Origin of the sequence: Candidatus Nitrosocaldus islandicus, from assembly GCF_002906215.1 — an archaeon.
GTDB classification, from domain to species: Archaea; Thermoproteota; Nitrososphaeria; order Nitrososphaerales; family Nitrosocaldaceae; genus Nitrosocaldus; species Nitrosocaldus cavascurensis.
The window spans coordinates 261,652-283,505 of the sequence record NZ_CP024014.1 but is presented as its reverse complement, the minus strand read 5'-3'; the positions used below and the strand labels follow the sequence as shown (position 1 = coordinate 283,505).

Genomic DNA, 21,854 nt, shown 5'->3' with positions numbered 1-21,854 from the left:
ATCCATCACATCCTTGTCTCCTCCAACCTGCTCCTCCTCCTACTATGCCTCCTCCATGCTATATATCCTGCTAGTGCTGCACCTGCAACCCCTATCAGCAATGCACTTACTGTAGGCTGTATGCCTAATGATGGGAGTAGCGATGGGTTACTACTGCTACTACCACTCCCCATAGCTGATACCCTTGCTGGAGAGTAGTAGACCTTGCCTTCAAGCACCAACTCATGTGCATTCCTTAGAGCATCCTTGTAGTTCACCTTAACCCTTACACTATAGAGCCCTGGGGCATCTACAGCACTCCCATCTATGGGTATGTTGAATGGTAATGGTGAGTTAACCAGTAGATCTCCAAGGTACTGTGCCCCTCCTACTGGCTTGAGTTTATCCTCAAGCATCTCAACACCAGTGAAGAATGCAGTATCAGAACCCTCGTTGAGTAGATACCCAGTCAGGTTAGGCTCATTACCTATATAGGTTATGCTTAGATCATACATCCTTATACTTGCACTTCCAAGAGCATATACGCTGATGCTCCTCTCTACACTATGCAAGCCCCCAGTTGCATCAAGGTAGGTTATCCTTACAGGTATATCGAACGTCTTGTTGTTTGCATCACTACTAGCAAAGATGTTGAGCTCTATCCTCTTGCTTGCTCCTGCCATTATATCGCCAAGTTTGTAGTAACCATCACCATCAACTATGCTTAATGGTGTGCTGCTTAGAGCCATTGTGTTTACAGTAACCTCAACAGCCCTAGCACTCTCATCGCCTAGATTGCTTATAGTTATGCTCAACCTATTCTTCCTTATACTCTCTATTATGTAGGTATCAGATACAATCCTAAGATCCGCACTGCTAGTGCTTCCCCTAACTAGTAGGTTCAAGTTCATAACAGCGCTTCTATGCTGCCCATAGGAGTCTTTGTAATCAAGGTTTATCTGGATCCCTTGCAGTGTATTTGCAAGGTTAGGGTTAGCATAAAGCATTAGATCTATCCTCTTGCTTGCTCCTGCCTCTATGCTACCTAAACTCCATACACTATTGCCAGTGTTGAGTAATGAGCCTGTAGATACTAGTGTTGCTGTAACACCTGATGCAGGTGCACTCCCAGCGTTGAATATACTTATCCTAACAAGGTTATCCTTGCCAGGGATTATCACATTACTCTCAACACTAGCATCCATAATACTTCTCCCAGTAAGCATGAACTCAACGTTGAAGTTCCTAAAGTGGAGCCCAACATCATTAGATCTGTAGTACTCAACCCTCATCCATGCTTGATGGATGCCTAACGCTACATTCTCCCTAACCCTTACAGGAAACTCAAAGTAGAATGTACCTCCCCTTGCTACTGTGAAGTCGTAGGTATCGAATGCTGGCTCATTCTCCCCTCTACCATAAGCCTCAAATCCAACTGGGAGATACAGCCATGCTCTTAACCCAGTTAGTTCGAATGCTCCAGAGTTTGCCATAACAGCAATCAGGGTAGCAACACCATCACCTGGAGCAACCTCTACCTTTGCAGGGAACCCATTGATTATGCTATTTGGATCCCCAAAGTATAGGTTAACGAACTTCACCTCCTTGCTTATCTCCTGCTGCTGCTCTATCTCACATGGGCTAGGCTTACCAACTATCTTTATGCTTGGACACTCTTCAGGGTTCCTAGGCTCTGGTACTGCTGGATATGCTGGTAGTATGCTAGCAGATAGTAGGAGTAGTACTATTAGTATGGATTGAGAGAGTATGGGTAGGGTATTAAGTACGTTACAACTATTATTATTACTACTATTATTCATTGGTATACAACCTCCTTCTCAATCATCCCATCCCTTATGTATATTGATCTAGTGCTCATACTTGCATGTTCTAGGTTATGTGTAACCATTATCACAGTCTTGTTGTACTTACTGCACAAGGTGTTGAGGAGTTCTATAACCTCCAAACCTGTCTTGCTATCTAGATTACCTGTAGGCTCATCTGCAAGTATTATCGCTGGATCGTTAATGAGCGCTCTAGCAATCGCTACCCTCTGCTGCTGCCCTCCAGAGAGTGAGATGGGTTTAAAGTCTGCCTTATCCTCAATCCCTAGCATCTTGAGCAACTGCATTGCCTTTGCTATCCTAACATCCTTTGGTACACCTGCTATTATTGCAGGCATCTCAATGTTCTTTAGTACTGTGCTTCTATTTATCAGGTTGAATGCTTGGAATATGAACCCTATCTTCCTATTCCTTATTATGGCAAGTTCCCTATCGCTATAGGAGTATATGTCTATACCATCTATGTATACCTTGCCAGATGTTGGTCTATCAAGTGCACCAAGCAAGTTGAGCAGTGTTGACTTGCCAGAGCCAGATGGGCCTATTATGGTTACAAACTCCCCCCTCCTAATGGTTAGGTTAACATTCTTCAGTGCTGCAACCTTAACATAGCCTCCATTGTAGATCTTGCTTAGGTTCTCTGTCCTTAACACCACACCTGAATCCATCCTATGATTGTACATAACTTTTCTAATATATAACTTCTTCCGTAAATTATAGACATATATATTAAGAAGATGTCCTATCTGTATAATATGGATGGTAGGGATCTAGCAATACTTAGAGCACTACTGATGGATGGTAGAGCATCATACAAGAGTATAGGTAGAATTGTAGGGTTGAGTACAAGCACTGTTAGGAGCAGGGTACTCAATATGATAAGCACTGGTCTTATAACAAGGTTCATAGCAAGTCTAGATCTAACTGCTCTAGGCTACAACCTCATACATGTTGCTGTAAAGCATAGAGGTGATGAGGATTACGTAATGGATAGGTTAAGGTTACTTGGCAACATCTTGATGAGTGTTACATGCGTTGGAGACATAACAGTATTTGGGTTAGCGAGCAAGGGTATACTCAAGGAGAGGCTTGATCTCCTACCAATGGTACTACAACCCCATTCAATACTCTACACATCAAGCATGGATGCAATGCCTAGGAGGCTTCTACACAACGATCTCAGGATAATAAGGCAACTACTCATGGAGCCTAGGGCAAGCATAAAGTCTATAGCATCTAAGCTAAACATATCTGAGCGTACTGTGAAGAGAAGGCTAGATTACATGCTCAGGCACAATATAATTCACTTCACAGTGCTTATAAACCCATCTGCAATGAGAGGGTTCATAAACTTTAGCATGATAATAACTCTAAACGATTATGATAGCAAGGTTATGAACAGGGTTAGTAGTATGCTGGATAGCAACATGCTCTTACCCCTCATCCCTGTATCCCAGAATAGGCTTGTTGGAGTGCTCTATAGCGAGAGTGTAGATGGTATGAATGAACTGATAAGGAGGGCTAGGAGCATTGAAGGTGTAATTAATGTTGACTTCTTCATAGCACAGAGGGTACAGTGGATGGATGAATGGATAGGCAAGGTTATAGACGATATGCTTCAAAAAGAGTAATCTAGTTATGTTTGTTATACTTATCACATTCAAACCTATAATAGTTTTAGCTCTTAATCCTACTACGAATGGATGTTAACATAATACTCTTGGCACTAAGATCGATAGGCGAGGGGGAGATAAAGCCTAGGATAAAGAACCTTGGATTACTCTATGAGATTAATGGTGTAGAGTTGACACCAGAGAAGATCAATGAGTATAGGGAGAACGATCTATTGATCCCAACATCTAGATACTCCTACCCAGCATGTGGTGTATGTAATAGTACAGCATTGCATATAGTCTTCGAATGCCCAACGTGCAAGGGCAATGTTCTAACCAAACATGATATGATAGTACATTATGAGTGTAATCATATAGCCCCTGCTGAGGAGTTCAAGTTCAAGCATGTGAGCACATTATACACATGTCCAAGATGTGGGAAGCAGTTGAGCAAGGTAGGCATAGACTACGGTAGACCAGGATTCGGGTTCATGTGTGAGAAGTGCAAGTTCATAACCCAGTACCCTGTTATAAAGGTTGAGTGTGATAATGGTCATGTATCCAATATCTATGATCTTAACATGGTTATAGTTGAGGGTTACAAGGTTAGCAGTGCAGCAAATAGTCTAGCAAGTGTGTATGAAGAGCTGGTTACTGCTGCAAAGATACTGAAGAATTACGGTCTTAATGTAGATGTCCTCTGTAAGGTAACTGGTACTAGTGGGGTAGTACATATCATCCCACTCATGCTCAAAGATGTTGATATGAATATAGTAATAGATTACATACCAAACCCTAACGATACAATACAATGGTTCAAGATAATTGCTAGGAGTATAGATCTACCCAATGTATTGAGCATAGTTGTAACAGATAAGCCGATAGATGCGAATATACTTACTACCTTTAACACATCAAGGATAAGGATTCTCTATAATAAGGATGGTTTGAGGATCTCCGAACTTATAGTCAAGGAGGTCTTGAGGATTATTGAGAATCAGGTATAAGGTATCCCTATTCCTGCTCTTCATAACATCGCTACTATTTGTGATAATATTGGCTCCTAGACAATCATTGGAGACTATAGTATATACGATGATCATCCTCTACACTATATGGGGTATATACCATCTAATCCTATTGATTCATGGATTAAACAGACCATTCAACCCCCTTGCAAAGACAGCACAAAGGTATCCCTCTTGCCCTAACTACCCCTCTTCATATCCAAAGATCTCGATGATAATACCTGTAAGGCAAGAACCAATACTGAGTAGGACTATAGAGACATGTCTGCTCAACACAGACTACCCTATGCATAAGAAGGAGGTGATAGTGGTTACCGAGGATGATGATATGGTAAGGATTGCATTATACTACCAGCAGAGGTACCCAGAGAATGTGAAAATACTTATGCGCAAGAACTACTTCCCAACAAAGCCAAGTGCATTGAACGATGCTCTAGCACTCTGCACTGGTGAGATCATAGGGGTTGTGGATGCAGAGGATGTAGTTGAGGTGGACCTACTCAAGAAGGTTGCCTCTGCAATAGTTGATCATGGTTACGATACAGTTCAGGTTATGCTTAGGATAGGCAATGTAGAGGATGGCTGGATACCAAGACTATTTGCTATAGAGTATGCAGGCTGGTTCAGGATATGGTTGAATGGAAGATCAAAGTTGAGGGTGTATACACCCCTAGGTGGCACTGGTAACTACATAACTAGAGAGGCGTTGATGGAGGTTGGTGGCTGGGATCCTACAAACCTTGCAGAGGATGCTGAGCTTGCAATAAGGCTCATGCTCTCTAACAAGAGGATATGCCTAATAGATGCTAGGCAATGGGAAGAGGCACCAACAACGTTCAAAGCATGGCTCAAGCAGAGGACAAGATGGTACAGGGGATGGTTACAGAGTCTATGGAAGTATATACCAGTTATGTTAAAGATATCAACAGTAAGGAGGATAGGCCTTGCAAATGTTATAGCAACTATCTTTATGCTTATAGCACCATTAATAGTTATGTTAAACTATGTAGCATACTCATTCACCATACTCTGGATCCTAGAAGGACTAAATATACTTACTAGTGATATAACAACAGATCTATTCCCTTCTCTTGCTCTAATACCCCTCCTCTTCAATATAATATACTACTCTACACTGTTTGAAGGGGCACTAAAGGAAGGGATAAGATGCAAGGGATTTGATCCACTACTTGCATTCGTGTACATGAACATTATGATGCCTATCGCAGCATCTAGGGCAGTCTATCAGTGCATATTTAAAGATGTATTCTGGGAGAAGACCAAACATGAGGGTAGAGGAGTAAGGTGGGTATACAAGGAGAGTAAAGAGAATAGTGCGTATAATCTAGTAGGATAGCCTTTATAATCTTCTCATACATAATGTAAACATGCTGGAGGCAAAGTGTCCTGTATGCAAGAAGAGGGCTAAAGTCTTGGATGATATGAGTAGAGTGGTATGTGAACATTGCGGTTATGAGGATGAGTATAATGCATATCTGGAGAAGATGAAGGATAGAATATCCACTATGATAGAAGAGTTTATGCTGAATGAACAGGATAAGATCTAACACATTGACCATTCGGAGATCAGATTACCCTTCACCAGAAGATAAGGTGTATATACAATAATGGGAAGTACTTACTAATAGAAGTATATTACCAGTAAGCACTCTCACTACTGTAGAGAGAACCATCCATTCTTGCCTTTATGTACCCTACTATCCCATCAACTCCCCTGAATATACCTTCTGGTGCAAATAACGATGGTGTCTCTGTCCTAAAGCCACCACAGCATCCTGCTGGCTCCTCATCTATATTATATTCAATGAACTCTATCCCTGCGTTTAGGAGCATATCCCTAATCTTTGCTATATCCTCTTCGCTATCACTCTTGCTGATGAAGAGTACAGCCTTCCTGCTGCTACCCATATTAATTGCTATAGATATCCATCCATCTCTATTATATTTGTAGTCGAAAGGTTGATTAACTCTAGATGCAGATGCAAGTGCATTGGTCAACTTCAAACTTGTAGTTGGTAACAAGGATGGGAAGAGCACTACCTATGAGATCAAGGATGATCAAGCCAAGCCATTGCTAGGGTTGAGGATAGGTGATGTATTTGATGCTACTGTTATAGGCTTGCCTGGAAAGATAAGGATAACTGGAGGGAGTGATAAGGCTGGAGTACCAATGAGGCCAGATGTCCATGGTGCAGTTAAAAAGTATGTGCTCTTAACCAAGGGTATAGGGTTAAGGAAGGCTAGGAAGGGTGAGAGAGTAAGAAAGTTGGTTAGAGGTAATGTGATAAGCGAGGATATATACCAGATAAATGCTGTACTTGTTGAGGAAGTGAAGAGTGATAAAAGAGAAGGAGGAGGAGAAGGGCAAGTACAAGGACAAGCAACAAAAGAGCAAGAGCAAGAGCAGAATGCTCAACAGACCAACTGATAACATAACAATCAATCCTGTACTAGTCTCAAGCATATATCTGGTAGTTATGTTAGATCTTGGACCAATTACTTACTTGTTTGCTTGCTAGTTGCTCTCAACCCATATACATATACAAAGGTTAATACCATCCCTCATCATTAGCAAGTGTGTTGAACTGGAGAGATACCCTTCCAGAATGGTATGTGAAGCAGTATGGCTATCAGCCATGTGTGAACATAGGTACTGCAGGTCATGTCGATCATGGCAAGACAACGCTAGTGGAGGCAATAACTGGTGTATGGACAAGTGCTCATAGTGAGGAGTTGAAGAGGGGCATAACAATAAAGGTTGGTTATGCAGATGCAGCATTCTATAGATGCAAAGAATGCAGTGCGCCAGAGTGTTACTCAACATCCCCATCATGCAGCAGGTGTAGCAATACATGTGAGTTGAGTAGGGTAGTAAGTTTTGTAGACTCTCCAGGGCATGAGAGTCTTATGGCAAATATGCTATCTGGTGCAGCACTCATGGATGGTGCTATGCTTGTTATAGCAGCAAATGAACCAGTACCTAAGCCACAAACAAGGGAGCATATGATGGCACTAAAGATACTAGGCATAAGGAATATAGTTGTTGTACAGAACAAGGTAGACCTTGTAAGTTATGAAGATGCTAAAGCAAACTACGAGAGCATAAAGCAGTTCATAGCAGAGTACATGGGTGAGGATGGTGATGGAGGTAGGGATGTGCAGATAATACCAGTATCTGCACAGCAGAAGGTAAACATAGATGCATTGATACAGGCTATAGAGGAGAGCATACCAACACCATCAAGGAACCCCTCACTTGATCCTATAATGCATGTTCTCAGATCCTTCGATGTAAATAAACCTGGAACAAAGATAACCGATCTCAAGGGAGGGGTAGTTGGAGGCTCACTACTGCAGGGGGAGTTGAGGGTTGGGGATGAGATAGAGATAAGACCTGGGATATACAATGAGAGAAAGGGTTCATACGAGCCTATAGTTACCAAGGTTGTAAGCCTAGTAACTGGTGCAGGGCCTGTTGAGTTTGTTAGACCTAGTGGCCTCATTGCTATAGGTACAAGGTTAGATCCAGCATACACAAAGAGTGATTCCCTAGTAGGCTCTGTAGTAGGTAAGCCTGGTAGGCTACCAAAGGAGCTTGATGAACTTACCATAGATAGTGATCTCTTTGATACTGCAGTTGGTACACAAGATCTCATCAAGGTTGAGCCAGTGAAGGTGAATGAGTCGCTGAGGCTCAACATAGGCACTGCTGCTGTTCTAGCAACTGTCAAATCTGTACATGATGGTAGGCTTAATGTAAAGCTGAAGAGGCCTGTATGTGCAATAGCAAAGAGCAGAGTAGCGATAAGTAGGAGGATTGCAGATAGGTGGAGGCTAATAGGTGCTGGTGTGATAGTGTAGAACTGATGAATAGATGGATGAGTGGGTGATGGCTTGATGGCTTGAGGGATTGATTATGTACTCTCTACTCCTTCCTGTAATTTATCATGAGTAAAGATGAATTGATGACTACACAATAACAACAATGATGATGATACGTATGGTTGAAGTACTGGTTGATACAAGCTTCATAATTGCAATGGCAAACATACCCATCAAGGGTATGGATAGGTTAGAGGTTGAACTAGGCAGGGTTGAGTTCCTTATCCCTGATGTTGTTGTTAAGGAACTTGAGAGGATTGCTATTGATGCAGGTGTGAAGAGGGCTAGAGAGGCAAGGGCTGCACTACAACTCATCTACGATGCTAGGTTCAGGTCTAAGGCTAGGATGATAGATATCAGTAAGGTTAGTGATACAGAAGGGAAGAGTGCTAAGGAGGGTAAGGTTGGTAGTAAGGTAGATGATCTTATAGTTGGATATGCTGAATCTGCTGGATGCTATGTTGCAACCCTTGATAGAGAGATGATCAGGAGGTTGAGAGGAAGGTGTGCAGGTATAATAACACTACAGGATGATACACTAACCATAGCATAGTATAAGTTTTTAAGTATTCTAATGCAAGTAAGCATATGCTTGAGTACAAGGGTGTAAGGATAGCATGGCTTGGACATGATACATTCAAGATTAGTTCTGGCGGAGTAATAATATACATAGACCCCTACAAGTTGAGAAAGGAAGCAAGGGATAAGGCAGATCTACTGCTAATCTCACATGAACACTTCGACCATCTTAGCATAGAGGATGCAAGGAAGGTTATAGCAGCAGATAAGACCACAGTAGTTACAACCAAGAGTTGTGCTGATAGTATGGGAGGAGTAAAGGTTAAGGAGGTAAAGGTAGTTAAGCCATGGGATAGGGTTGATGTACAAGGGGTATCAATTGAGGCTGTACCAGCATACAACATAAACAAGATAAACCCAGATACCAAGAAGCCCTTCCATCCAAAGGATGCTGGCATGGTTGGGTTTGTGATCACAGTTGATGGTGTAAGGATATACCATGCTGGGGATAGCGATGCTGTAGAAGAGTTGAGGAACCTCTCAAACATAGATGTAGCATTGCTTCCTGTGAGTGGAACCTATGTGATGACTGCAGATGAGGCTGTTCAGGCTGTAGGTATGGTGAAGCCAAAGATCGCTATACCAATGCACTATGGTACAATAGTAGGCTCTCAGAAGGATGCTGAGAGGTTCAAGAGCATGGTAAAGGAGTGCGATGTTCACATACTGAAGCCTGTTGATGATTACTAGCAGAAACACCATCACCATCTATCTTTTTGTTATCAACGCATCTATTTGATAGGCTATGTAAACCTTGTTAACTCAAAGTTGATATCCTTTGGTGAAATTATTATCATAATAATAATAATACTAATTACCTGAACCATCCTCACTCTTGCTTATATCCACCACTATCAGCCTTATATCTATCTGCTATCCTGTACCTAGCATACCTATCATCTGGGGAGAACTTTGGTGGGTGTGGATCATGAGTTAAACCATGGCACCTTGGGCACTCCTGCTTTAGAGTATATATCTTACAGGTGTAGCATCTCCTCAACAAGTGCCTCATGTTACACCCTTCCTTGACTCCTCTCTGGTGAACTTGAACGTGCCTCCCTTCTTCTCAATACCCTTCTGAACGCTCTGGAGTATAGAGTTCAATGCCTTCTCTGCAACCTTGAAGTTCTCTGCACTTATAACAAGCCTGTACTTTGGTGCGCCTAGATAGGTTATACTCACATCAGCATTATGCTTATTCCCCTCTACACTTGTAAGCACATCCTTTATAACATCTATTCCATCTGACCTAGAGCATGTTATCTCCATGATACCTCCAACCTCTACCTTAGGCAATGGTATCTTGCTGCTTATATCAACGATGGCATCAACTATCTCCTTTGGGAGGTTCAACTTCTCAAGGACCTTTGTACCCTTCCTTGCAACATCCTCAAACATATCGTAGAGCATTGGATACTCATCCTTGATCAGGCTAACACATCTATCAAACTCATCATCACTCATGCTTGAGCATCTCTCCCTTATGATGCGAAGGAATGCATTAGCCTTCTCTGCCCTCTTAACCTCCATAACCTTTAACCTCCTCTCCTCATTAGTAACCTGCCTAAGCGAGAGATCTACTTCCCTCCTTGCCCTGTTAACCCTTATCACCTTGAGCACTACCTTCTGCTTTGGCCTAACGTAATGCTCTATGTTCCTTATCCATCCAGTTGCTATCTCTGATACATGTAGGAAGCCCAATAGCCCATCGTACTCATCAAGTGTAACATATGCACCTTGAGGGAAGACCTCTTGCACAGTAGCCATTACAAGATCCCCCTCCTCTGGCAATGCTTGATCTTGCTGATACCTCATACCATCCTTGCATTGATCCTCTATAATTTAATGTTGCTAACGATCTAACTACTTGCTTTCTGTTGACTTCTAACTAACTAACTAACAACAGCAACCAACCAACTAACTAACTAAAAGTCAACACCCTTGAGTGCTCTCATTCCCTTCCTGAACGGATGCTTAACCTCCCTCATCTCAGTAACCAGATCAGCAATATCTACAACCCTTTCATCAGCATAGTTGCCTGTAAGAACAAGTGTTGTACTGTATGGTTTAACCCTTATAAGTTCAAGTACATCCTCTATGCTTATAAGCCCTAACCTTACAGCATAGTTAACCTCATCCAGTATCACTATATCGTACATGCCAGAGAGCATCTTCTCTATGCTTACCCTTAACGCTTCCCTTGCAGCCTCAACATGTGCTTCCCTTGGAAGATTATCATCCATTATGCCTACAAAGCCCCTCCCTGCTGTTATTAGTTCGAACTCTGGCCTAAGCCTCAGTGCACCATCCATCTCACCATAGTGCCAAGAACCCTTGATGAACTGTACCATGAGAACCCTCATGCCATGGCCTACTGCTCTAACTGCCATACCAAGTGCTGCTGTGGTCTTACCCTTGCCATTGCCAGTGTAGACTATGATAAGGCCTCTCCTACCTCTTGCCTTCTTTTCTTCCTTCTCCCTCTCCTCCTCTTCTCCTCCTTCTCCATAACCCTTACCATAACTACTATCCTCCATCCTCTTACTGCTACCATCTACTCCTACTCTTGCTCTATTCTGCTTCTGCTCCTGCTCCTGTTCTTGCTCCATCACCTTCTCATCCTCAAGTATCCTGCTAACCTGAAGTTTAAATAAAAACCATACTAATCAATCAAGCATATGGGCATCTATGCTGAGAGGCATAAACATGCAAGGGTTGTTATAGCAGGAACAAACAGTGGAGTTGGCAAGACCAGCATAACCATAGGCTTGATGCACGCTCTAACGGCTAAAGGTTACAGGGTTCAAGGCTTCAAGGTTGGGCCAGACTACATAGACCCTTCGTATCATACAAGCATAACTGGCATACCAAGTAGGAATCTAGATCCATGGTTGATGGGCGAGGATAATCTGCTTGAGAGCTTCATTAATGCAATGCGTTCATCCAATGCAGATGTAGCAGTGATAGAAGGGGTTATGGGGCTATACGATGGTCTATCTGGCATGGATGATTATGCAAGCACTGCACATGTTGCTACCCTGCTTGATAGTCCAGTTATACTTGTTATCGATGCTAGCAAAGCAGCAAGATCTGTTGCTGCAATGGCCCTTGGGTTCATTGAATTCAATAGAGCAGTTAAGGTCAAGGGTGTTATACTCAACAACGTTGCAGGGGATAGGCATGCAAAATACTGCAGTGATGCACTTGAGCAGAAGGGTATACCAGTCTTTGGTGTAGTTAGACGCAACAAGGATATAATGTTGAAGGAGAGGCACCTTGGACTTGTACCAACTCATGAGAGTAGAGATGCAAAGGATGATGCATTGGCAACTGCAAGGTATGTTAGCGAGCATATCAACGCTGATGGGATAATTGCTGTTGCAGAGGGTGCACCAGCACTCAAGCATACAAGCATGGAAGTATCACTATCTAGCATAAAGGATCATACAATCACAGTAGGAGTTGCATTGGATGAGTCATTCAACTTCTACTATGCTGATAACCTAGAGATGCTCTCAAGATATGCGAGGGTTGTATACTTTAGCCCTATCAAGGATGAGGAGCCACCAGAGTGTGATGGTCTCTACATAGGGGGAGGCTTCCCAGAGGTCCTTGCAGAGATGCTTGCAAGGAATAGTAGGATGATGCGTAGAATAAAGGAGTATGCTGAGGATGGCATGCCAGTGTATGCTGAGTGTGGTGGGCTTATGTATCTAAGCAGAAGCATAACTGATCAGGATGGCTCAAAGCATGATATGGTTGGGCTTGTAGATGCTGATACAATCATGGATAGAAGGTTAACACTAAATTATACAGAGGCTAGGATAAGTAATCCATGCATACTTGCAGAGCATGGGAGCATGGTTAGGGGGCATGAGTTCCACTACTCAACTCTAGTAGATATAGCAAGGGATAGCAGGTTTGCATATGAGATGTTGAGAGGTAAGGGTGTTGATGGTAGTAGGGATGGGTTCATAGTGCATAACACACTTGCATCATACATGCATCTACACTTCTCACGCAAGAACCTTGTTGAGAGGTTCATAGCCTCATGCAAGAGATACTCAACAAGATAATCGAGAACATTAGCCACCAAATTTATTGATAATGGTTTACCTTCTTTGCATATACAGTTTGAATAATGCATTGAGTATTGCTGCTACTACTGTACTCCCTCCCTTCCTACCCCTGTTGGATATATACTCTACACCATGCTCATCTGCAACATTCATCATCATAATCTTGCTCTCAACAGCAGATACAAACCCAACTGGAAGTGCTATAACAAGCATTGGCTTTAAGCCATCATCCCTCACCATCCTTACCAACTCATACAGTGCAGTTGGTGCATTACCTATTGCAACTATACCATTACTTATATGATCCCTCATCACCCTCATAGCAACCTCTGCCCTAGTTCTATTACTTCTCCTAGCCTCCTCTATAACAGATTGGTCTGATATCCTAGATATGCACTCAAGCCCTAAAGTCTTTAGTGCGCTCTTGTTAAGTGCTGCAGGGATTATGTCTGTATCGCATACTATGCTGCATCTCCTCCCAATTGCAGAGAGTGCACTTGCTATAGCATTCCTGCTGAACACTATAGAGTCTATATTGCTTCTAGCGTAATCAAAGTCAGCAGTTGCATGTATTATCCTCCTTACCACAATCCACTCATCACTAGCGTAGTTGTATTTAGCACTGCCTACCTCCTCCTCTATTATCTGCATGCTCCTCTCCTCTATCTCATCCCCTTTTGACATTGCTTCCTTCTCCTCCTTCTTCTTCTCCTTCTCTTCCTCCTCTTCCTCCTCTACCACCACCTACCTCTTCCTTCCTCTCTCAATTCATTCATTCCTTTCTTCTTCTCCCCTCCCTTCTTACTCTCTATCTCTTACCTACCTATTTCATCTCTTCTTTTTATTTATAGATGCTAGAAGTAGATCGTTGACCAGCCTCACTTATCCTATCCATTATAACCTTGACTATCCTTCTATCAACACCTAGATGCTTAGCCATTATAACATTGCATGATGGCTTGAACTCCTTCAATGCTGAATCTACCTCCTCCCTTATATCATGCTTCATATGCTCACCATTATGCAGAAAGTATGGCATGAGTATTAGCAGTTTAGGGTCTCCTTCAAGCATAGCCTTTATACCATCACGTATGTTTGGTTCATCCAACTCTAGGAAGCATATACCAAGGTTCCTGTAGTACTGCCTTAACCTATCACCTATAAGCCTGAATACCCTCCTTGCATCACTATCGCTACTCCCATGGCCTATGAGGAGTACATCACATTCCCCATCATTGAACGAACCTATGCTCCTAATAGCCTCATCAACCCTTGCCCTAACAAGTTCTATCAACCCATCATGGTAGTTCAAGCAATCAGTAACTGTATACTCTAAACCTAGGTCCCTTGCCACCTTTATGCTCTTACTCACAGCAACCTTCATCTTTAATCCTGGGTAGAGGAAGTATGGAACTATCGTTAGATGCTCTACACCATAGCCTAGAGATTCTAACATTGCATCCTCTATTGTTGGTGAGGTAACCTCAAGTAGTGCAAATGTAGCATGATCATAATACATATACTCATCCCTAATCATTGTACACAACTCTGAGAGTTCGATAAGTACATCTGGATCGTTGCTACCTCTATCTATTATGAGTATGCCCTTCCTCATCGACCATCTATTCCTACATACATTATACTTAAACTATTCACAACTAAACTATACTCCTAACCTACCTACCACCACTACTATTACTACTGCTGCTGACTATCATATATTATCCTTGCAACAGCAACCGTTAGATTTGGAGGGAACTTGCGCTTCTCTACTACCAACTCGCACTTCTCCCTATCCTTCTCCATATCTTTACCTCCTTTACCTGAAGCACTTGCAAGTGCTGCTGCCTCTGCAACGCTAGGCGTACCTTCATACATCTTCACAAGAGTTGATGGGTTAGGCACCTTTATAGATGCAAGTTGCTCCTTCGTATAGTACTCAACTGGTATCCCTGTACGCTCACTGAACTCCTTTAGACCCTTAACCTCATACCCTCTCTCTAGAGTTGCTATACACCTTATTGAGTACATGCTAAGCATAGCATCCTTGAATGTATTCTCTATACCCCTTGCAATCTCATCACTACTAGTATCCCAATGTAGCCCTAATCCTACAACCAGGCTCTTTGGTCTATAAACAACTGCCCTACCAAGGAGTTCAGCATATCCATCTATCAGCCTATCTGTTATGATGAGTGCTTTGAGTCCAGAAGCATTAAGCTCATCTATACTATTGAATATCCTTACATTCTTCGGCAACTCTTTACTCCACCATCCACGCTCTCCAGCATCTTGGTATATGCCTATTGGCTCCTCATTAACCATTGCAGCACTCAACATGGTTATGTTATGCTCACTAGCCTCATCTATGCGCCATCCAAACTCACTGCCTAGTAGATCAACAGCAATAGTCTCATTCACATCTGCAGCAGTAGTTATAACAGGGGTAGAGTTTAGTATCCTTGCTACAAGCCTTGCTAGAGCATTTGCTCCTCCTAGATGGCCAGATAATGCACTTATAACGAACCTTGCTGCATCATCTATAACAAGTACAGCAGGATCACTCCTCTTATCCCTTATGTATGGGGCAATCATCCTTATCACTGCACCTAGGGAGAATATGCAGATTAGGGCATTGTAAGAGTTGAAGAGCCTTGATATAAGCACTGCACTAGGCTCATTGTACCAGTTCACCTCCATCATGCTTGTTACTACTGGGGCTGCTCTGAACTTCTCAGGAGCATATACATCCCATTCACGCATGATGCTCTTCAGCCTTCCTGCTATCTCTAGCCCATGCTTCGTTATTGCAACCACTGCTACCCTTCCCTTCTTAGCATTAGTAGGATGATCATGATGGTTATGGTTATTGTTATGGTTATGGTTATGGTTTGTATTTGTAGTTGCTGGCACATCCATTATATATAAACCTCCTTCATACTCTTACTTGCCCTACCTATTATCTTACCCTCAAAGTCAAACATTATGCACTCTATACTTGCTTTATCCTCCATGTAAGAACTTAGCCTCTCACATACCTTACTGCACAATCTATCAAAGTAACCTTGTAGATTGTTAGCCATGACAATCTCCATAACATGCCTTGCAGTATTTGCATTCCTTATCTGCTCATACAACTCCATGCTTGCATTGCATTCTTTAGCAACATCAGCAAGGAACTCCATATCAACATGGGAGCCTTTAACGTGTGTCTGCTTGATACCCTTTGCAGCCTTTGAGAGCTTGCCTATGAACCCTGCAATGATTATATGCTTTATACCCTTCATCGCTGCTTGCCTCACAGAGTATGCAACAAAGTCACCCATCTGAATGAAGCAGTGATCAGGCAGGTTTGGTATAACCTGTCTTGCAAACTCCTCACTCCTTCCTCCAGTTGTAAGAACTATTGTATCATCACCCATGGCTACTGCAACATCTATGCATTGCTTTATACTTGCTGCAAATGATGCGGTTGAGTATGGTACAACTATCCCTGTAGTACCTAGGATGCTTATACCCCCAACTATCCCTAACCTTGGGTTATCTGTCTGCTTTGCCAACTCCTCACCTCTAGGCACTGATATTGTAACCTTCACGCCCCTCTGCTTAAGATGCTCAGATGCAACCTCTCTAACAGCATTAATTATCATACGCATTGGTGTAGGGTTTATTGCATGCTTTCCTATCTCAAGCCCAAGTCCTGGCTTTGTTACTATCCCTACACCCTTGCCCCCTGTAACCTCTATCCTCTCAGGTTCACCATCAAGCCATTCAACCCTAGCAACTATCTCTGCACCATGTGTAACATCTGGATCATCTCCAGCATCCTTTACAACTGTGCATACAGCATATTCTCTATCATTATCATCATCAGCATTAGCAACAAAGATACACTCCTTAACCTGTAGTGTAGCCTTGTCGCCCTTTGGTAGGGTAACTGTTACACTTGCTGGCAACTCTCTACCTCTACTTATAAGTGATATGAGTGCTGCCTTTGCTGCTGCTGTTGCACATGTACCTGTTGTATACCCTGTTCTTAGCAGACCCTTCCTCTTCTTCTCTAGAATATCCTTTGGCAACTCCTGCTCTTGCTCTTCTTCAATCTCCTTCAGCATGGGATCATCAACACTGATGGGAGTATTGATATCAGTGTTGGTAGTAGGGGTAGGGATAGCATCGGCATTAGCATCATTGCTCATACAACTATCATCACCATCCATTACACCTCTATTCTATTTATTTTATATTATTGGGGGACAAGATCATTAGCATATGTCAATGCTGGATATGGCTAGGTATGTAAAGGAACTTGAGGATGAGGAGGTTAAAGCACTTAAGGCATTTGCTAGAATGCTAAGGGAGCATGAGAGTGTTGATGAGGAGAAGATAGCAATCGGCGCTAAGATGCACGTAGACAGGGTACGCTATGCCTTGAAGAGGCTCAACGAGAAGAACCTTATATACAAGAGTCCTAGCAAGGGTTACCATCTTGTATATGCTGGGTTGGATGTTCTAGCGCTTAAGGAACTTGCAGATAGAGGTATTATAGCAAGTGTAGGTAGGATGATAGGAATAGGGAAGGAGGCTGATGTGCTTGAGGCTGTTGATGATCATGGTAGGATGCTTGCTGTTAAGTTCTTCAGGATAGGTAGGGTAAGCTTTAGGAGTATAGCAAGGAAGCGTATGCTGAAGGATGTGCATAGCTGGCTCCTTGCAAGCATCGAGACTGCAAGGAAGGAGTTCAAATCTCTGAGGAGGTTAAGGGTTGCAGGTGCAAGTGTGCCAGAGGCTATAGCATTAGCAAGGCATGCAATTGTAATGGAGTACATAGATGGTGTTAGGCTTGTAGAGTGCACAAGCCTTGATGATCCTAGACATGTGCTTGAGGATGTGCTTGAGAATATAAGGATAGCATACTCCATAGGGATGGTAAGTGCAGATCTTAGTGAGTACAACATACTCTACGATGTTAATGGCAAGGTATGGATCATAGATTGGCCACAGAGTATAGATGCAAGGAAGCATCCAAATGCCAAGGCATTGCTTGAGAGGGATCTTAACAATATAATACGCTTCTTCAGTAAGAGGTTTGGGCTGGTGTATGATGTGAATATGGCTATAGCCCATGTTACAATGCATGAAGATGATGTAGAGAGGTAGTAATTATAATAATAATAATAAATAGAAACAGCTTGTGAGCCTATTGCTGATCCATCCTATCCTACCTATCATATCATACTAATCTTCTGAACAGATCAACACTATCCAGCCTCTCCCATGTGAACTCTGGCTCATTCCTGCCAAAATGCCCATACACTGCTGTCTTCCTGTATATTGGCCTCCTCAACTGAAGGAAGTCTATTATCCCTGCTGGTGTTAGGTTGAAGTTCCTCATTATGTATGCACTCAACTCCTCATCAGATACCTTGCCAGTGTTGAATGTATTTACATACAACGCTATTGGCTCTGCAACACCTATTGCATATGCTACCTGTAGTTCACACCTCTTCGCTAGCCCAGATGCAACTATATTCTTCGCTATGTACCTCATCATGTACGATGCACTTCTATCAACCTTTGTAGGGTCTTTGCCAGAGAATGCCCCTCCTCCATGCTTGCATGCTCCTCCATAGGTATCAACTATAACCTTCCTACCTGTCAAGCCAGTATCACCTGCTGGACCTCCTATAACAAACCTCCCAGTTGGGTTTATGTAGAACCTTGTACTACTGTCTATAAGTTCATTACATACTGGCATTATAACCTTGTCAATCAACTCCTTCCTTACAGTCTCTATATCAACATCTGGAGCATGCTGGGCAGATAGCACTATTGCCTTTATGCCATTTACTACGCCATCCTCATACTCAACTGTCACTTGTGACTTTCCATCTGGTCTGAGCCATGGTATTACATTCTTCTTCCTCAACTCTGCTAACCTCATACAGAGTTTGTTTGCAATCATTATGGGCATTGGCATCAACTCCTCAGTCTCATCGCATGCATAGCCAAACATCAAGCCTTGATCCCCAGCACCTATGCTATCCCCTCTAACAACACCCACTGCTATATCTGGGCTCTGCTCATGGAGTGATGTTATCAACTTACACCTCTCAATATCTAGACCAGAGTCACTGCTACCATAGCCTATATCCTGCACAACCTGCCTTACAACCTTAGGGATATCAACATGTGCACTGCTTGTAACCTCTCCTGCAACAACCATTAGCCCAGCAGTTGCAAGTATCTCCACTGCTACCCTCGAGTACTTATCCTGTGCCATATACTCATCCAGTATAGCATCAGCGATGTGATCACATACCTTGTCTGGATGCCCCTCTGTAACAGACTCTGATGTGAATAGTTGCTTCATCAAGGCTACACCATGCAAGGGTATTATAAAATCTTCCTTACTCTATCTACTCTTGCATTATCTCTTGCTAACTAACTACTGTTGTTGCTGCTACTGCTACTACTACTGCTACTGTATGTTATCATCATCACCAGTACAGTTACTTACTTACCTAAAGCTCATCCTCAAGCCTTATGAAGAGCACGTTGTTGCCCCTTATAACAACCTTGCCGTAGTTTGCAAGATGGGTCGAGCCATTGAACTCCTCAGCATCCTCAAGGATGAGGTTCATGTAAGAGTCAACATTACTCATCTTCCCTCTATACTCAGCCTCGTTCTTCAGCCTAACAGATACCTTCTTGTTTATTGCCCTCTGCAGCACCACCAATGGTTTCTTTGGATGTTGTTGCTGTTGATTTGACAAAGACTTCACTAGGAAGATGAGCATGCCCTAAGATAAAAATCTTACTAGTATCTAATCTCTTACATGCAGGTTATAAGCACAGGGTCTAAAGCATTAGATGCATTGCTGTTAGGAGGAGTAAGGAGAGGTCTACTCTACTGTGTATTTGGTGCTTCAGGCTCAGGCAAGACACAGCTCTGCATGCAACTAGCATTGAACTCTGCAATGGCTAACAAGAGTGCAAGGGTGTTCATTGTGGATGCAAAGGGTGACTTTAGACCTGAGAGGATCATCGATATCTATAAGGCTAGGATGGATGGGGGAGAAGGTAAAAGAGGGAAGGGAGGTAGGAGCAAGCATGGTAATGATACGTACATGAACTCTGGTAGAGAGGGTGAATCTGGGTACAATGCTGATATCAATACCATAATGGGCATAATGGATAGGATCTATGTACAGAGAGCATATCATGTTGATGATATATTCTCTTCACTAAGAGATGTGGATAGTATGTATGAGAGATATGATCATGGTGTATCATTTCTTATAGTGGAGGATTCCCCATCGTTATTCAGGTTGGAGTATGGTAGCAAGAGTGCTGAAGGACACTTCAGGCTAATGAGGCTCATGCATGACCTTGCCCTTAGAGCAGTGCTTAGGAATACTGCAGTTATAGTAACCAATGGGGTTGCATCTAGTGCAAGGGATGAGCATGAGGGTGTTGATACTACTGTTACTGACTTGGAGATGAAGGAGAGGCAGATAATGGATAGATCTGTATCCATGTTTGCACACTTTAAGGTTAGGCTTGAGAGGCTGAGTAGTAAGATGAAGGATGAAGAGGGTATGAAAGCAATTGTTGATGGAAGTGTATTCAGGGCAACACTACTGCAGCCATTGGTTAAAAACAATAAAGCACTCTTCAAGATAGTAGAGAGAGGAATAGTTGATATCTAGCAATGTATGTTTAATTTTGCTTTCTACATGTAATGTAACCTGTAAGCTTTAAGTAATGGTTGCTTGAATAGTACAACAATGAAGTACAACTACATCCTCACCCTAGGCATACTGAGTATAGCAGTAGCATCACTAACATTATATGGCAATGTCAAGCAGGCAAGTGCAGCAGAGTTTACAATAGAGATACCAGCAGGTGCGCAGAACAGTACCTGCAATCCAACATACTCACCATCAGGTGATTGGACAAAGATGTTAAGCGATAAGTGCTTCAAACCATCAACATTAACTGTTCCAGCAGGAAGTACAGTAACATTCGTGAACAAGGACACTGCAAGCCATGCAATGGCATTTGCAAGCAATCCTCTAGATGCATCGACATGGAAGTTAGGCGACAAAAAGTTCGACTCTGGACTAGTGCTACCAAATGGCAAGTGGAGCGTTGTTCTTGAAGAGGCTGGTGAGCATCCTTATGTATGCTATGTACATCCATGGATGATAGGTAAAGTAGTGGTTGAGGCTGCTACTCCTCCTGAAGAGACTAGACTGATAACCCTTACAACAGATAACAATACAGTGAAGATTGAGGTTGAGTTCAGTAGTGGCACTGCCTCAGATGGCATGCTAACGATTGATCCACCACAGGAGGTAACCTTCAACATAAGGTTCATAGACCCTGCTAGTGGTAAGTTGATAGATCATGTGAACTACAACTTTGCTGTAGTTGATGCTAATGGTAATGTAGTTAGTAGCAAGAGTGAGCAGCATACCCATGATGGTAAAGCAGAGCAGAAGGTTAACTTTGCAAGTACAGGGGCATACACAATAGATATAAATGTGCTAGGCACTGGCATAAACAAGCCATTCGATACAAAGCATAGTGGTAAATCAACGTTGAGCATATCCGTTGTGCCAGAGTTCCCAATAGGCATAGTTGCTGTATTCGCATCAATAGCAGGTATAGCAGTAGCTATGAGCAGGTTCAAGGGTAGGTTGCATATACCTATGAGCAACTACTAACTACTACATTTTTTGTAAATATTTTGTTTGCTATCATCCCCATATAGATAACTATTCATACATCTCATACGTTATATTGCTTGCAAAAGGTTGGTTA

The 21,854-nt window shown here is 42.6% G+C and carries 24 protein-coding genes; 12 read left to right on the top strand and 12 right to left on the bottom strand.

Annotated features, from left to right (window positions below; all coding sequences use genetic code 11):
- Positions 1–5: 5 nt before the first annotated feature.
- Positions 6–1,799: a COG1361 S-layer family protein gene (locus CRG89_RS01510; RefSeq protein ID WP_103286611.1), complete on the bottom strand. Its 1,794-nt coding sequence runs from the start codon at positions 1,797–1,799 to the stop codon at positions 6–8.
- Entirely contained in the window at positions 1,796–2,491 is a 696-nt protein-coding gene (locus CRG89_RS01505) for an ABC transporter ATP-binding protein (protein WP_103287867.1), read from the bottom strand. The genes CRG89_RS01510 and CRG89_RS01505 overlap by 4 nt, the downstream gene beginning before the upstream one ends.
- Positions 2,492–2,578: 87 nt before the next feature.
- Here CRG89_RS01505 and CRG89_RS01500 point away from each other — a divergent pair, with 87 nt between their 5' ends.
- The 4 genes from CRG89_RS01500 to CRG89_RS01485 all read left to right on the top strand — a co-directional run bounded on the left by CRG89_RS01500 (position 2,579) and on the right by CRG89_RS01485 (position 6,032).
- Positions 2,579–3,454, top strand: a complete 876-nt coding sequence (locus tag CRG89_RS01500; protein WP_158648654.1) for an AsnC family transcriptional regulator — start codon at positions 2,579–2,581, stop codon at positions 3,452–3,454.
- Positions 3,455–3,522: 68 nt separating this feature from the next.
- Entirely contained in the window at positions 3,523–4,443 is a 921-nt protein-coding gene (locus CRG89_RS01495; protein ID WP_103286609.1) for a TackOD1 domain-containing metal-binding protein, read from the top strand.
- Positions 4,427–5,821, top strand: coding sequence for a glycosyltransferase (locus tag CRG89_RS01490; protein WP_103286608.1), 1,395 nt, complete (start codon positions 4,427–4,429; stop codon positions 5,819–5,821). The genes CRG89_RS01495 and CRG89_RS01490 overlap by 17 nt, the downstream gene beginning before the upstream one ends.
- A 31-nt stretch (positions 5,822–5,852) precedes the next feature.
- Positions 5,853–6,032, top strand: coding sequence for a zinc-domain-containing protein (locus tag CRG89_RS01485; RefSeq protein ID WP_103286607.1), 180 nt, complete (start codon positions 5,853–5,855; stop codon positions 6,030–6,032).
- Positions 6,033–6,120: 88 nt separating this feature from the next.
- On the opposite strand, the gene CRG89_RS01480 is transcribed toward CRG89_RS01485, so the two are convergent.
- Complete coding sequence (locus CRG89_RS01480; RefSeq protein WP_103286606.1) at positions 6,121–6,393, bottom strand: hypothetical protein; 273 nt, start codon at positions 6,391–6,393, stop codon at positions 6,121–6,123.
- An 82-nt stretch (positions 6,394–6,475) separates the two neighbouring features.
- Here CRG89_RS01480 and CRG89_RS01475 point away from each other — a divergent pair, with 82 nt between their 5' ends.
- The 4 genes from CRG89_RS01475 to CRG89_RS01460 all read left to right on the top strand — a co-directional run bounded on the left by CRG89_RS01475 (position 6,476) and on the right by CRG89_RS01460 (position 9,636).
- Complete coding sequence (locus CRG89_RS01475; RefSeq protein ID WP_103286605.1) at positions 6,476–6,913, top strand: S6e family ribosomal protein; 438 nt, start codon at positions 6,476–6,478, stop codon at positions 6,911–6,913.
- Positions 6,914–7,065: 152 nt separating this feature from the next.
- Positions 7,066–8,346 carry a translation initiation factor IF-2 subunit gamma gene (locus CRG89_RS01470; protein ID WP_103287866.1) on the top strand — a complete coding sequence of 427 codons (1,281 nt, stop codon included), beginning with the start codon at positions 7,066–7,068 and terminating at the stop codon, positions 8,344–8,346.
- Positions 8,347–8,485: 139 nt separating this feature from the next.
- Positions 8,486–8,920, top strand: coding sequence for a type II toxin-antitoxin system VapC family toxin (locus tag CRG89_RS01465; RefSeq protein WP_148695272.1), 435 nt, complete (start codon positions 8,486–8,488; stop codon positions 8,918–8,920).
- Between the two features lie 35 nt (positions 8,921–8,955).
- Entirely contained in the window at positions 8,956–9,636 is a 681-nt protein-coding gene (locus CRG89_RS01460) for an MBL fold metallo-hydrolase (RefSeq protein WP_103286603.1), read from the top strand.
- A 139-nt stretch (positions 9,637–9,775) separates the two neighbouring features.
- On the opposite strand, the gene CRG89_RS01455 is transcribed toward CRG89_RS01460, so the two are convergent.
- The 3 genes from CRG89_RS01455 to cobO all read right to left on the bottom strand — a co-directional run bounded on the left by CRG89_RS01455 (position 9,776) and on the right by cobO (position 11,387).
- Positions 9,776–9,958 (bottom strand): RNA-protein complex protein Nop10, encoded by a 183-nt coding sequence (locus tag CRG89_RS01455; protein WP_103286602.1) that lies wholly within the window; start codon positions 9,956–9,958, stop codon positions 9,776–9,778.
- Entirely contained in the window at positions 9,955–10,761 is an 807-nt protein-coding gene (locus tag CRG89_RS01450; RefSeq protein ID WP_103286601.1) for a translation initiation factor IF-2 subunit alpha, read from the bottom strand. Before CRG89_RS01450 ends, CRG89_RS01455 begins: the two co-directional genes overlap by 4 nt.
- A gap of 110 nt (positions 10,762–10,871) precedes the next feature.
- A complete protein-coding gene (gene cobO / locus CRG89_RS01445) occupies positions 10,872–11,387 on the bottom strand; it encodes a cob(I)yrinic acid a,c-diamide adenosyltransferase (protein ID WP_342747487.1) in 516 nt (171 codons plus the stop codon).
- A gap of 237 nt (positions 11,388–11,624) precedes the next feature.
- Here cobO and CRG89_RS01440 point away from each other — a divergent pair, with 237 nt between their 5' ends.
- Complete coding sequence (locus tag CRG89_RS01440; protein WP_103286600.1) at positions 11,625–13,022, top strand: cobyrinic acid a,c-diamide synthase CobB; 1,398 nt, start codon at positions 11,625–11,627, stop codon at positions 13,020–13,022.
- Between the two features lie 36 nt (positions 13,023–13,058).
- On the opposite strand, the gene CRG89_RS01435 is transcribed toward CRG89_RS01440, so the two are convergent.
- From CRG89_RS01435 to CRG89_RS01420, 4 genes are all read right to left on the bottom strand, one after another.
- Complete coding sequence (locus tag CRG89_RS01435) at positions 13,059–13,769, bottom strand: precorrin-8X methylmutase (protein WP_217349413.1); 711 nt, start codon at positions 13,767–13,769, stop codon at positions 13,059–13,061.
- Between the two features lie 97 nt (positions 13,770–13,866).
- Positions 13,867–14,640, bottom strand: coding sequence for a sirohydrochlorin chelatase (locus CRG89_RS01430; protein ID WP_103286599.1), 774 nt, complete (start codon positions 14,638–14,640; stop codon positions 13,867–13,869).
- 83 nt (positions 14,641–14,723) lie between these two features.
- Positions 14,724–15,944 (bottom strand): cobalt-precorrin 5A hydrolase, encoded by a 1,221-nt coding sequence (locus tag CRG89_RS01425; protein WP_103286598.1) that lies wholly within the window; start codon positions 15,942–15,944, stop codon positions 14,724–14,726.
- Positions 15,944–17,245, bottom strand: a complete 1,302-nt coding sequence (locus tag CRG89_RS01420; RefSeq protein ID WP_197706613.1) for a cobalt-precorrin-5B (C(1))-methyltransferase — start codon at positions 17,243–17,245, stop codon at positions 15,944–15,946. The genes CRG89_RS01425 and CRG89_RS01420 overlap by 1 nt, the downstream gene beginning before the upstream one ends.
- A 52-nt stretch (positions 17,246–17,297) precedes the next feature.
- Here CRG89_RS01420 and CRG89_RS01415 point away from each other — a divergent pair, with 52 nt between their 5' ends.
- Positions 17,298–18,185 (top strand): serine/threonine-protein kinase RIO2, encoded by an 888-nt coding sequence (locus tag CRG89_RS01415; protein WP_103286597.1) that lies wholly within the window; start codon positions 17,298–17,300, stop codon positions 18,183–18,185.
- Between the two features lie 73 nt (positions 18,186–18,258).
- Here CRG89_RS01415 and metK read toward each other — a convergent pair whose 3' ends face one another.
- Both metK and CRG89_RS01405 read right to left on the bottom strand, forming a co-directional pair.
- Positions 18,259–19,398 carry a methionine adenosyltransferase gene (gene metK, locus CRG89_RS01410; RefSeq protein WP_103286596.1) on the bottom strand — a complete coding sequence of 380 codons (1,140 nt, stop codon included), beginning with the start codon at positions 19,396–19,398 and terminating at the stop codon, positions 18,259–18,261.
- A gap of 151 nt (positions 19,399–19,549) precedes the next feature.
- Positions 19,550–19,810: an LSM domain-containing protein gene (locus tag CRG89_RS01405; RefSeq protein ID WP_197706614.1), complete on the bottom strand. Its 261-nt coding sequence runs from the start codon at positions 19,808–19,810 to the stop codon at positions 19,550–19,552.
- A 54-nt stretch (positions 19,811–19,864) separates the two neighbouring features.
- Here CRG89_RS01405 and CRG89_RS01400 point away from each other — a divergent pair, with 54 nt between their 5' ends.
- Both CRG89_RS01400 and CRG89_RS01395 read left to right on the top strand, forming a co-directional pair.
- Positions 19,865–20,737: an ATPase domain-containing protein gene (locus tag CRG89_RS01400; RefSeq protein WP_103286594.1), complete on the top strand. Its 873-nt coding sequence runs from the start codon at positions 19,865–19,867 to the stop codon at positions 20,735–20,737.
- Between the two features lie 78 nt (positions 20,738–20,815).
- The gene (locus tag CRG89_RS01395) at positions 20,816–21,757 is read left to right on the top strand and encodes a cupredoxin domain-containing protein (RefSeq protein WP_103286593.1); all 942 of its coding nucleotides are present in this window, start codon (positions 20,816–20,818) and stop codon (positions 21,755–21,757) included.
- Positions 21,758–21,854 lie beyond the last annotated feature (97 nt).